The sequence below is a fragment of the Desulfopila aestuarii DSM 18488 genome, assembly GCF_900143695.1.
Classification (GTDB): domain Bacteria; phylum Desulfobacterota; class Desulfobulbia; order Desulfobulbales; family Desulfocapsaceae; genus Desulfopila; species Desulfopila aestuarii.
Genome location: NZ_FRFE01000008.1, coordinates 119,603 through 132,111 on the forward strand (window position 1 = coordinate 119,603; position 12,509 = coordinate 132,111).

Genomic DNA, 12,509 nt, shown 5'->3' on the forward strand with positions numbered 1-12,509 from the left:
CTGCTGCAACCATGGAAAAGACCATCAAAACCGAAAAGAAACCGATCAAACTCTGGTTGCCAGATCTTGATCCGGACACCCTCCAGCAGGCAAAGAATCTTGCTAATCTGCCGGGTATCCACAGCCATGTCGCGATTATGCCCGACGCCCATGTCGGCTATGGTATGCCCATCGGCGGCGTCGCCGCCACTGACGGAATCGTCATTCCCAATGCGGTCGGAGTTGATATCGGTTGCGGGATGTGCTCGGTGAGGACGTCACTCACCGAGGTGGATCGCAACACCTTGAAAAACATCCTGGCCGCTATTCGCTTACAAATACCCCTTGGTTTCAAGCATCACAAAAAAGCCCAGTCACCCGCCCATATGCCGAAGCCACCAGACGGCATGACAGTGCGCGATCTGCCAATTGTCTCCCGAGAGTACGAAAGCGGCAGGTATCAGGTGGGAACGCTTGGCGGCGGCAACCATTTCATTGAAATCCAGCAGGATGAACATGGTTATATATGGCTGATGATCCACTCGGGTAGCCGCAATATCGGCTACAAGGTGGCCAACCACTACAATAAGGTTGCCGAAGAGCGCAACAAACGGTTGGGCATGCTCATCCCCTCCCAGTGGCAGCTGGCCTATCTGCCCGTCGACTCCCCCGAAGGCGGCCTCTATCTTGCTGAGATGCAGTATTGCGTCGATTTTGCCCTGGCGAATCGGGCCCTGATGATGGCGCGGGTCATTGATGCAGTGCAGCAGTGTTGTGCCCCGGTCAGTTTTGGTGAGATGATCAATGTGGCCCATAATTATGCCGCACTCGAATACCATTTCGGCAAAGAGGTGATGGTTCACCGTAAAGGTGCCACCCGAGCAGGCAGAGATCAGATAGGTATCATTCCCGGTTCACAGGGTACCACCAGCTATATAGTTCGGGGAAAAGGAAATGAAGAAAGCTTTTCATCCTGTTCACATGGCGCCGGCCGAACACTGGGCCGCAAACAAGCCCAGCGCCAGCTCGATCTGCAAAAGGAGATCGCTCTGTTGGAGAAGCAGAAAATCATCCACGCCATTCGCGGTAAAAGAGATCTCGAAGAAGCCTCAGGAGCCTATAAAAACATCGAAGAAGTCATATCTCGCCAGACAGACCTCATCACTCCGGTCACCACCCTCCGCCCCCTCGCCGTGATAAAAGGGTAAGACCACATCAAATGGCCGCTCGTGTGATATGACGTGAGCGGCCATCTTGTCTTTTGTACCACTCTTTTCTCACCGTACCTTGACTCCATAAAGGATCCCATGAGATACTTCATGTGTCAGGTAGTGCCTCACCGATAATCTTCAAGTTCACGCCTCTAATTATGGATATCGTCAGCACCCGCGAAGAACTCCTCCGACACATCCTCGCCGGCAATCGCCAGCAGGCAATGGTTCTCCTTGAAGACTGGGCCGGCCGCTTTCATTGGCGGGAGACCATTCGCCATCTGCTTGAACCCACTCTCGATGAGATCGGCAAGCTCTGGATGGCAGAGGAAATCAGTCTCGCCGCCGGTTATATGGCCGGTAAAATCGCTGAAGACGTCCTTTTAAAGGCAGCCCAGGCCGAAGAAGTCGTACCGGAGACTCTGGGACCAGTCGTGCTCGGCAATGTCGAGGACGATTACCATTCCCTGGGAAGAAAACTTGTGGCTATTTTTCTGAAGACCAGCGGCTGGAAAGTGATCGATCTTGGCAACGACGTACCAGCAGAAACCTTTGTCGATGTCGCAGTCAAGCACCAGGCGAAGATCATCGGAGTATCGGCCATGATGCTCACCACCGCCGAGAACATTCTTACCATTCGCAAGGAGATCGATCGGCGGGGTCTTACGGGGAAAATCAAGCTGGCAGTTGGCGGCGCGATCTTCAGGATCAGGCCGGAACTGGTGGCAGAGTTGGGAGGCGACGGCACCGCCTCAAGTGCCGTCGATACCCCGCGACTCATGGCAGAACTTTCAGGCCTGGAGAATACATGAACTCCAAGGAAAGGGTGCTCCTTGCCCTTCGGCAGCAACCACAACAGCAACGGCCATTCACCCTCACCCTGAGCCTGTATGGCGCACGACTCACCGGCTGCCCGCTCACCGAATATTATCGACAGCCATATCGCTACGTCGAGGGACAGGAAGCGGTCATGGCGCTTTGTGCACCGGACATCCTCTTTGCCCCTTTCGCTCTTTCCCTGGAAGCCGAGGCCTTCGGTAGTGAGCTGATTTTTTTGCCGAACAATCCACCAAACGTCAAAAAGCCCGCCTTCCGATCTGCCGACGAATTTATCGAGCAGCAGGCTCCGGATATCGACAACCATCCAAGCCTTTGTTACTTCCGGGAAAGCACCAGACTACTCTCTGGCAAATACGATGGCAGCACCCCGATCTGCACTCTGCTTACCGCGCCCGTCGATCTGCCGGCCATTATTCTCGGTATCGACCAGTGGTTGGAAACCCTGCTTTTCGCACCGGATAAAGCGGCACACATCATGGAGAAGACAACCAGCCATTTTGCGGCCATGGCCAATGCCCTGCTAGCTGACGGTGCATCGTTTATCGGTGTACCGACGATGTTTACCAACCCCAGGATACTCTACCCACACCTCATCAAAGAGATTATCCTGCCGGCGCTGGCCAGATCATTTTCCATGGTTGAAGGACCGATCGTCTTTCATCACGGCGGCAATCCCATGGCATCCGGCCTCAGCGAGTATGCTTCATTACCTCATGTCGCGGGTTTTGCCCTCGACCATAGAGATTCCCTTACCGAAGCCCGTGCTCATCTTGGTCCTGAGCGACTCATCCTTGGCAATCTCAATGGTATTACCCTTGCACGTGTCAAATCGGAAACGATCATGAAAAAAGTCCACGAGATACTCGAAGACCGCAAAGAGGACCCATGTTTCATCTTCGCAACCGCCAATGCTGATATCCCATTTGCCACCCCACCGGAACTGCTTCAGGCCATCGCCCTGGCAATACGCAACTTCAATACAACGATATGAAGCCTCTCACCGTCATCTGCTGCTCGGTCCTTCGCCGGGAAATTGAAGAGCTGCTCGCAAAAGACTATCCAGAGGCCGAATTGGTCTTTCTCGACTCGATGCTCCATATGCATCCCGAAAAGATGCGTGAAGCAATCGATAAAGAGATTGCAGACAGGCCCGACCGGTCCTGCCTGCTGGTCTATGGTGATTGCCATGCCCATATGCGGGAAACCGCCGAAGGGCCACATTGTGCAAAAGTCAACGGTGTCAACTGCGGCCATCTTTTGCTTGGCACAGAGGAGTACCGCACCTGCCGTAACAGTAAAACCTTTCTTTTCCTGCCGGAGTGGACAGAGCGATGGCATGAGGTTTTTGAAAAGGAACTGGGATTTACCGATCGGGACCTGGCCCGTGAATTCATGAAGGAAAATCAGCGAAAACTTCTCTATCTCGATACCGGACTCATCCCGGTTCCCCAGGATACGCTCAATAATATAGCCGAATTTTTCGATATGCCGATAGGTGTTCTCCCTGTGACACTTGGCCAGCTCAGACAGGCTGTGAAAGACGCCATTAATCGGATGGCACAAGGAGATACCGATGAATCCTGACTGGCCACTTTTCACACTCAAAAACGACCTGATCAATAACATTCTCGCATACGCCTCGGATATCAACCAATGCGCCAGGCATATCACCACCCAGATTCGTGAAATCATCGGAACCCGGATCGTGGCCCTGTGTGAAAGAAATCATAATGGCAGCTACCAGTTTCTTGCTGCCTGTCCGGAACGAAAAGGTGAACTCTTCAAGCAAGACGAAATAGCACGTCTGGTTGAATGCGCTGGCCAATTCGAGAGGGCGACGCTTATCGAACAAGGCAAGGGAGAGGCCGGCTACTGGCTGTTAAAGCTGGATCTGCAGCAGTCTTTCGCCGTCCCGCTCCAGGTAGGTGGTGAATCGGTCGGTCTACTGCTGCTCCTTGATCTGATGGATGCACCAGGTTCCCGGCATATTCTCGAGGCCCTGCAGGACATCTCAGGCATTTTGTCGCTGGTACTGAAAAACTCCTATCTCTACAGAAACATGGAGGAGCTTGTCGAACAGAGGACCAGACAGTTGCAGGAGAGCGAGATGCGCTCCCAGATTATTCTGCAGACAGCGATGGATGGCTTCTGGTGCGTCGATGCCAAAGGCCAGCTCATTGAGGTCAACGACGCCTACTGTGAGATGAGTGGTTTTGCCCGCAACGAACTGATTGGTCTTGACATTGCCCAGCTCGATATCACTCAAACGCCGAAAGAAATTGAGGCCAATGTGCGCAACATTCTTGCTGGAAAAAGACTCCGGTTTGAAACTACTCACCGGCAAAAGAATGGCGACATGCTGGCAGTTGAGATAAATGCGCAACTACGCCCCGACAGTGAGAACAAAGAGATCATCGTCTTCCTTCGAGATATCACGGAGAGGAAACGAACAGAAACAGCACTTATTGAAGCGCTGGCCCATTATCGCACGCTCATTGACACCATCCCGGATCTGATCTGGCTCAAAGACCTCAATGGCGTCTACCTCAGCTGTAACCGGACCTTTGAACGTTTTTTTGGTGCCAGGGAAGCTGATATTCTCGGGAAGACCGATTACGATTTTGTCGATGCGGATCTCGCAGATTTTTTTCGCGCCCACGACCAAAACGCCCTGTACGAGGGGCGACCGTGCATCAACGAGGAGTCTGTCACTTTTGCGGAAGATGGCTACCACTGTCTCCTGGAAACCATCAAAACCCCGGTATATGACGCTCATGGAGTCCCAATCGGCGTCCTCGGCATCGCCCGTGACATCACAGAACGAAAACAGGCGGAAAACTCCCTGAAAGAAAGCGAAAAGCGTTATAAGAGCGCGCAGCGACTCGGTAAAGTTGGCAACTGGGAATATAACATCGCCACCCAGACCTTCTGGGGCTCCGATCAGGCCAAAAGTATCTATGGTTTTGATCCGGAAAGCAAGGACTTCACCGTTGATCAGGTGGAAAGCTGTATTCTTGAAAGGGAGCGGGTTCATCAAGCGCTCGAAGACCTGATCGAACGGGGAATCCCGTACAATCTTGAGTTTGAAATTCATCCAATATCAGGGCCACCCTCCCGCATCATCAGATCGATTGCTGAAGTAGAACGGGATGCAGCAGGCAATGCCCTGAAAATCGACGGCGTCATTCAGGACATCTCCCAACAGAAAAAAGCCGAAAACGAGAAACTTGAGCTTGAGCGGCAATTGCGGCAATCCCAAAAAATGGAGGCTGTCGGCCAGTTGGCCGGAGGTGTGGCCCACGATTTCAATAATATGTTGAGCGTGATCCAGGGTTATACAGAAATGGCCCTGGAGGAACTGGATCCAACCCTGCCGCTATATCATGCCATGCAGCAAATCTACAAAGCGTCGCTCCACTCAGCCGATATTACCAGACAACTGCTGGCCTTTGCCCGCAAACAAACCATTGCCCCTAAAGTTGTCGATCTCAACGAGACCATCGAAGGCACGTTAAAAATGCTCAGAAGACTGATCGGCGAGAATATTGCCCTCCACTGGCTGCCCGGTGCCAATCTCTGGCCGATCAAAATAGACCCGACCCAGATTGACCAGATATTGGCCAATCTCTGCGTCAACGCGAGAGATGCCATCGGCGGTATCGGCAATATCAGCGTGGAGACAAAAAACATATTTCTCGACAATACCTACAGTCACTCATTTCCAGGGTTTTCCCCAGGAGATTATGTGCGGATCTCGGTGAGCGACAACGGTTGCGGCATCCCAAAAGAGATCCTTCCCCGTATCTTTGAGCCGTTCTTTACCACCAAGCTCGTCGGCGAGGGAACCGGCCTTGGTCTTGCCACGGTTTACGGCGCTGTGCGTCAGAACGAGGGATTTATCAATGCCTACAGCGAGCCAGGAAAAGGCACCACCTTCACCCTCTACCTGCCAAGGTTTACGGACATCACAAAGATAACAAACCTGAATACAGAAGAGCAGGTGGTAGGAGGTAACGAAACCATATTACTGGTAGAAAACGAGGAAGCGATCCTGAAAATGACCACCATCCTCCTTGGGCGCCTTGGGTATACTGTCATCGCCGCAACAACACCCGAAGAAGCGATCAGCCTCGTGGAAAATTCGGATCAGAAAATTGATCTGCTGCTGACCGACCTGATCATGCCCGAGATGAATGGACGGGAGCTGGCTGAACGAATCCTCAGCCTGCGACCGGAAATACGATATTTTTTCATGTCAGGCTACACGGCCAATATCATCGCCGATCAAGGCGTTCTCGACCAGGGCGTCTCTTTTCTGCAGAAACCGTTTACCAAAAAAGAGCTAGCTGAAAAAATACGTGATGTACTGAAATAATCGGCAGGAGACGCACCAGCTGTTTACCCTGTCCGGGCTGTCCACAGATTTTCCTGTACAAACGACGAGAGCCATGCCGCAATGGCATGGCTCTCTGCTTGCTCTCAATCGTCACTGCCTCTTTACGGAGCCAGACGTTCAATCGCCCAGCCCGATGGAGCGCTGTCTGACCGGGTATAGAGAAAACGGTCATGCAGACGGCTTTTTCGACCCTGCCAGAATTCGATCTCTTCCGGTACAACCCGGTATCCGCCCCAGAACGAGGGCAGCGGCACCTTTCCTTCACCGATTTTTGTCTTCATCTCCTGGAATTTCTGCAACAGAATCTGCCGGGAACTGAGCGTATGGCTTTGGCTTGATACCCAGGCGGCAATCTGGCTCTCTTTTGGTCGGGTCATGAAATACTTTGCCGACTCGGCAGTAGAGATCCGCTCTGAGATCCCGTTGATCTGGACCTGACGCTCAAGGTCCAGCCAGACAAACAGCAGACTGACACGGCTGTTTTCCTTCATCTCGCGCGCCTTTCTGCTCTCAAAATTGGTGAAGAACACGTAGCCTTTTTCATCGTAATATTTGAGCAACACGGTCCGTTGACTCGGCTGGCCGTTTGGCCCCACCGTTGCCAGAGTCATGGCGGTAGGATCGGGAATGGCAGTTGTATTACGGGCCTGCTCAAACCACAGGCTGAACTGCTTCTGGGGATCGGGATTGAGATCCTTACGCGATAACCCGCCCAGCAGATAATCTCTGCGAAACTGACTTAAATCCACTTCTGCACCTTTCTTTCACAAAAACTTTCGGCGCATGGACTCTCTACCATACGCCGACAAAATCAGCCGTTAACCACCTTGATCCCTTCCAGCTTCCAGTCATCGGTCCGTAATGGACGGGCCCAGGTCCACTCCTCGGCAAATTTAACCGGGGTGGTCATGGAGCCTTCAACCAGTTCGCCGGTTGTATCGCTCACAGTATAGTCAAGTAGATTGGCAGTAAAACGGACGGTCACAAAATCCTCGGTTCCGGTGCTGCCGGCATCGCTGATCTCTACACCACGGATGGCGATTGATTCGAGTTTATTGATCACACCTCTCTTTCGCATATCATCAAAATGACCGGCATATTCTTCAGCCAGCTGGTCGCCCAGCAGATGGCGATAGGAATCGAGGTCCCGTCGCATCCAACCAGCCTGCACCTGAAAGAAGACATCGGAAGCAATTTCCTTGAAATAGGCCGGATCAAAACCGGGATCATTGTGTCGAATCTCCGCAAATCCCTCTTCAACAGACATTGGCGAGCCTGGCGGTGGTGGCGGCACATCTCTCATCACGTCGGTATTCATCGGCCGGGGACCGGGAGACTGGCCTGGAAAACCACCAAACTGACCTCCCTGTTGGGAATAGCCGGATCTCGCCCCCTGAGTGAACTTACGATAGAGATAGTAACCTACCCCGCCCAGCAGCAGAAGCGGCAGGATCCCCATACCGCTGCCACCCATACCGAACATGGAACCAAAAAGCATACCACCGAGCGCGCCACCGAGCAGCCCGCCGGCGAGCCCTCTGCCAAAGCTGCCGCTTTGCTGTGACGGTGTACTCTTATACGGTGTCGATTTCTGAGCCGGAGCTTTATAAGGTGTCGAGCGAAACGACTTGCCACCACCCATGGACCGGGCATCTGCGCTATAAGTGAGCACAGTCGCACCAGAGAATAGGAGGGCAATCAGAATGAGCAGAACAGGGGTAATTTTTCGATACAGGTTCATTGTGAGTTTTTTGTCCAAAAGTTTGTAGTGTCGGTTTTCAACCTGCAGGTTGCGGGTCAATCTTTTCCAACTGCTGGAAGGACTGCCGAGCCTGCATCAACCCATGAAAACAAGGGAATGTAGCAGGCAGAGTTAACCTTGTCATGGGAAATCGACCAGGATCTCCATTGCCACCCGGCATTAACCCGGATTGTTCATCAGGGCTCAACGTATTCGCCGGACAACGTCAATCACAGTAAGTATGAATACCCGCCAGACAAGGCCGGGAAGGGAAAATGATGGTGATCCAGGCTATTCTCTCTTTTTTTCATCGAGAATCTGGCGAACGGTTTGACTCAGCAAGGTCATGCTGAGTGGCTTCATCAGTACCTTTTTGATACCGATTTCCCTTGCTTCATCTGCACTGATAGCAGCTGAATAGCCGGAATAGAGGATTATCGGCACCCCGGGATGGAGCGCCACGATAGAACGGGCCAGATCAAGCCCGGAAATATTCGGCATCGTCTGGTCGGTGATTACCAGATCATAGTGTTCCTGCGACGCTTCGATCAATTGCAAAGCATCAATCCCGCTTGTCATAATTTTTACTTGGTACCCGAGTTTTCTCAGCATTTCGCCAGCCATTTCCGCCAGAGTCTCCTCGTCGTCCACAAAAAGGATACATTCGTTGCCCATGGGCATAACAAAATCGACCGGCTGCTGAACCGACTCCGCCGGGGTTTCGACCAGCGGAAAGTAGACATCGAATACGCTGCCACGACCGACCTCGCTCTCCACATTGACCGCACCTCCAGCTCCGCGGACAATACCCTGGACCATGGCCAGCCCGAGTCCGGTACCCTCCCCCTTCTGCTTGGTGGTGTAATAGGGGTCGAAAATTCTGGCTAGCGCCTCGGCAGGTATTCCTGTGCCGGTATCGGCAACCCTGAGCCGTATACAGCGTTGACCACCTAAATGACTAAAGCCCTGGTCATTCGGCTCCACCTTGTCCAGCTCGACCCGTAATGTTCCACCCTTTTCCTGCATGGCGTGGGCAGCATTGGTACAGAGGTTCATCAACACCTGATGGATACGGCTGGGATCGGCCTTGATCAGCCCAATTCCTTCGACCACGTCCCGTTCGATGGTAATGGATGCCGGAATGGAAGCCCGCAGCAGCTTGAGCGCCTCTTTTACGATGGGGACAATATCGATGACCGACTCCTGCGATTCCTCAAGCCGTGAAAAGGAGAGGATCTGGTGAACCAGATCGCGTGCCCGCTGGCTGGCCTTTTTGACCTGTTCGAGGTTTCGCTTCAGGGGGCCTGACAGTTCTTCTGAAAAAAGACTCAAGTCGGTATAACCGACGATGGCCGAGAGAATATTATTAAAATCATGGGCAATGCCCCCAGCCAGCGTGCCAATCGCTTCGAGTTTCTGCGATTGGATCATTCGCTCTTCCTGCCGTTTCATGGTAGCCACCGCGGCACCCGTCTGCAGGGCCTCCGAAACATACGAAGCGAGGATCGCGCCTATCTCCCGATCATGGGCGGCAAATGAACCGTGTACCGGATTATGGAGCGTTATGATAGCGAAAATTCTACCTTTTCTGTCCCAGAGTGGAAAGACGATACAGGAGGGGCTGGAATACCCGGACCAACCGCTGTTCGGCCAATCCTGGCAATCGGTATTTTCGATGATAAAAGGTTCACTGGCTCCCAGGGCCTGGGACAGGACAGTACCGCTCGGTAAAGGCATAACCAGCGTCGATGCCGCATGGCCCTTATCGAGACTGTATATACAACGGAGCTGATCTGTACCGACTTCGTACAATGAACCACCCTCAGCTTTCAGATGGTAGCCAAATTCCCGCAGGATCATTGGGCCGCTTTCATTGATCTCGCCACAGCCAATCAGTTTTTTTGTCGACTCAACTACGCTCTGGAGGCGGCTGTAGAGACTGCTGAGCGCTTCGGTCTTTTCGGAAACCTCTGCTTCAAGCCGTTGCTGGTAATTTTTGTTTTCCCGAATGAGACGCGCCCGCTCAAGCCCTTTTTCAATGGCATGGAGCAGGATCGACATATCATAGACCGGCTTTAAAATATAATCGTTGGCGCCAAGGCGCAGTGCCTCGACAACATCGTTGATTCCTCCGCCACCGGAGACAACCAGCACCGGCAGATCATTATCCTGTCTACGCACCTCAGATAAAACCGATAAACCATCCAGCTCTTCCATATGCAGATCGACAAGGATCAGGTCGACAGGATTGTTCCGCCACACCTCAAGTCCGGCCCTGCCGTTATCGGCTTCCAACACGACATAACCGCAATCCTCCAGATAGGAGCGAAACCCAAGGCGGATCGCCGGATCATCGTCAATGGTCAGAACAACCGGTTTGTCTTGCTGCATAGAGTATTGCTCCGGCAGGTTAGCGCACTTGCGACCTGCCGCCCGTTTTTTTTTGGGAAAAAAGCTGTCCGCGGTGAATTCTAATACCCTTGTCTTGAAAACCTTCGTCAAAACAGTCGGGTCTATCCACTTCTTATTTGGTAAAACACACTCAACATCAGTATATCGTCCGATTCTTCCGAATGTCAAACTCGGCCTGAAAGAGAACATATTCCGCCTTCTGCTTGAAGCCATTTCGCTGGTAGGGATTTCGCATTGCGCTTGCGCTTCCCTTCTCCTGGTGCTACCTATGGTTCTCTTCCGGACGTTTTTGCTGTAACAAAAGATGCTGCGATCAAATGTACAGTGTTGAAACGCCCAAAACATCCGGCAAATTGTACGCAGCCAAACCAACCAGCCCGCGCGCCGACCGAACACACCATGCACATCCTCCTTCTTCACCCACCACAAGCCAAGCCCGCGGAACCGCCAGCCGGCCTTCCGCTTCTCGCTGCAACTCTCCGTGCCCACGGCTGTTCCTGCAGTGTCTGCGACTTTAACATCGAGGGACTCTCGTACCTCATAGATCGAGAAATAGCGACCAATGATACCTGGTCCCGGCGAGCTGCGAAAAACCGCCACCGCCATCTTGCAAGTCTGAATGAAACTGCAACCTACGAAAACCCGGACAAGTACATACGAGCGGTTGCCGATATCAACCGTTTTCTGGAAAATTGCGGCAATACCCAAAATATCCAGATCTCACTTGCCAACTATCAGGATCCATACCTCTCACCCTTAAAAAGTGATGATCTGCTGCAACAGGCTAGAAATTTTCAGGAGAACCTCTTTTTTTCCTTTTTCGAGAAAAGACTGCGAGATGAAGTTGCCGAAACTTCGCCGACCCATATCGGTATCTCCCTCAACTACCTCAGTCAGGCCCTCTGTACCTTTGCCATCCTCGGTTTTCTAAGAAAAGAATTTCCCAACATCATCCTGATTCTCGGGGGAGGACTGGTCACCACCTGGCTGCAGAGCCCCGGTTGGCACAACCCGTTCGACGAGCTGGTGGATTACATGATAGCAGGCCCCGGCGAAGAACAACTCGTTGAATTACTGACCGGTTCGCTACCAGTACGACGCGTATCCCCCGACTATTCCGATTTCAGGCGTTACAGCTATCTGGCTCCAGGTTTTATTCTCCCCTATGCCGCTTCGACCGGCTGTTTCTGGCGAAAATGTTCCTTTTGCCCGGAAACCAGTGAAAGAAACCGCTACCATCCCGTCACCCCCGATATGGCAATGACTGAACTGGAGCAACTGATTCGTGACAACCAGCCATCACTTGTCCACTTTCTGGATAACGCCATCAGTCCGGCAATGCTTCATCTACTTGCCGACTCACCGCTGGGGGTGCCATGGTACGGTTTTGTCCGTTTCACCAAGGAACTGGCCGATCCGCAGTTCTGTCGACGCCTCAGGCGATCCGGCTGCGTTATGTTAAAACTGGGCCTGGAATCCGGGAGCCAGGAGATTCTCGACCGGATGAACAAGGGTATTGATCTGCAACTTGTTGCCCAGGTGCTGGAGGCGCTCGCCAAGGCGGGGATCGGCACCTATATTTATCTGCTTTTTGGCACTCCCGGAGAATCGCTGACTGAGGCCCGCCAGACCTTCGATTTCGTCAGGCAACACCACCACGAAATCCATTTCCTCAACCTTGCTATCTTCAACCTGCCTATCGGCAGCCGTGAGATTGATGAACTGCAAATATCTGATTTTTATGAGGGAGACCTTTCCATCTACTGCGATTTTCACCACCCCCGCGGTTGGAACCGGAGAGAAATCCGCCGCTTTCTTGAGAGTGAATTCAAGCGGGAGCCGGTCATCCATAGCATTCTGCAAAATGATCCCATTCATTTCACTTCTAATCACGCGCCCTTCTTTATGCCCCGACTGATCAGGCAGTAAC

Annotated in this window: 9 protein-coding genes; 6 read left to right on the plus strand and 3 right to left on the minus strand. The window is 52.6% G+C overall.

Going from position 1 to position 12,509, the window contains the following annotated elements:
* The first annotated feature begins 11 nt into the window (after positions 1 to 11).
* From BUF15_RS10060 to BUF15_RS10080, 5 genes are all read left to right on the plus strand, one after another.
* Positions 12 to 1,187: an RtcB family protein gene (locus BUF15_RS10060; protein ID WP_073613341.1), complete on the plus strand. Its 1,176-nt coding sequence runs from the start codon at positions 12 to 14 to the stop codon at positions 1,185 to 1,187.
* 113 nt (positions 1,188 to 1,300) lie between these two features.
* Positions 1,301 to 2,002, plus strand: a complete 702-nt coding sequence (locus BUF15_RS10065) for a cobalamin B12-binding domain-containing protein (RefSeq protein WP_200802364.1) — start codon at positions 1,301 to 1,303, stop codon at positions 2,000 to 2,002.
* On the plus strand, positions 1,999 to 3,021 hold the full coding sequence (locus BUF15_RS10070; protein ID WP_073613342.1) for a uroporphyrinogen decarboxylase family protein: 1,023 nt from the start codon (positions 1,999 to 2,001) through the stop codon (positions 3,019 to 3,021). The genes BUF15_RS10065 and BUF15_RS10070 overlap by 4 nt, the downstream gene beginning before the upstream one ends.
* Positions 3,018 to 3,614, plus strand: coding sequence for a DUF1638 domain-containing protein (locus BUF15_RS10075; protein WP_073613343.1), 597 nt, complete (start codon positions 3,018 to 3,020; stop codon positions 3,612 to 3,614). Before BUF15_RS10070 ends, BUF15_RS10075 begins: the two co-directional genes overlap by 4 nt.
* Complete coding sequence (locus BUF15_RS10080; protein ID WP_073613344.1) at positions 3,604 to 6,405, plus strand: hybrid sensor histidine kinase/response regulator; 2,802 nt, start codon at positions 3,604 to 3,606, stop codon at positions 6,403 to 6,405. Before BUF15_RS10075 ends, BUF15_RS10080 begins: the two co-directional genes overlap by 11 nt.
* A 122-nt stretch (positions 6,406 to 6,527) precedes the next feature.
* Here the strand turns inward: BUF15_RS10080 and pdxH are convergent, their stop codons facing one another.
* The 3 genes from pdxH to BUF15_RS10095 all read right to left on the minus strand — a co-directional run bounded on the left by pdxH (position 6,528) and on the right by BUF15_RS10095 (position 10,558).
* Complete coding sequence (gene pdxH, locus BUF15_RS10085) at positions 6,528 to 7,175, minus strand: pyridoxamine 5'-phosphate oxidase (protein WP_073613345.1); 648 nt, start codon at positions 7,173 to 7,175, stop codon at positions 6,528 to 6,530.
* Between the two features lie 62 nt (positions 7,176 to 7,237).
* Entirely contained in the window at positions 7,238 to 8,167 is a 930-nt protein-coding gene (locus tag BUF15_RS10090) for a Tim44 domain-containing protein (RefSeq protein WP_073613407.1), read from the minus strand.
* Between the two features lie 291 nt (positions 8,168 to 8,458).
* Positions 8,459 to 10,558: a response regulator gene (locus tag BUF15_RS10095; protein WP_073613346.1), complete on the minus strand. Its 2,100-nt coding sequence runs from the start codon at positions 10,556 to 10,558 to the stop codon at positions 8,459 to 8,461.
* A gap of 420 nt (positions 10,559 to 10,978) precedes the next feature.
* On the opposite strand from BUF15_RS10095, the gene BUF15_RS10100 reads away from it, so the two are divergent.
* Positions 10,979 to 12,508, plus strand: coding sequence for a B12-binding domain-containing radical SAM protein (locus BUF15_RS10100; protein ID WP_200802365.1), 1,530 nt, complete (start codon positions 10,979 to 10,981; stop codon positions 12,506 to 12,508).
* The last annotated feature ends 1 nt before the right edge of the window (position 12,509 follow it).